The 221-nt window shown below is 65.6% G+C and carries 1 protein-coding gene; it reads left to right on the top strand.

What is annotated here, in order from left to right:
- The coding region (locus HA630_RS00200) for an aminotransferase class I/II-fold pyridoxal phosphate-dependent enzyme (protein ID WP_166831974.1) at window positions 1-221 on the top strand (221 nt) is incomplete at both ends.

Here is a 221-nt window from a genome sequence, read left to right as displayed (position 1 = left end):
AGCTTTGGCAAGACCTACCATGTGACCGGCTGGAAGGTGGGCCATGTGGTGGCCCCGGCACCGCTGATGGCGGAATTCCGCAAGGTGCACCAGTTTAACGTGTTCACCGTGAACACGCCCATGCAGCACGCCCTGGCCGCCTACATGGCCGACCCGGCGCCCTACCTGCAACTGCCAGGGTTCTACCAAGCCAAGCGCGACCGGTTCCGCGCCGGGCTGGC

Source organism: Aquabacterium sp. A08, from assembly GCF_011742065.1.
This window is presented reverse-complemented; position numbering and strand designations above follow the sequence as displayed.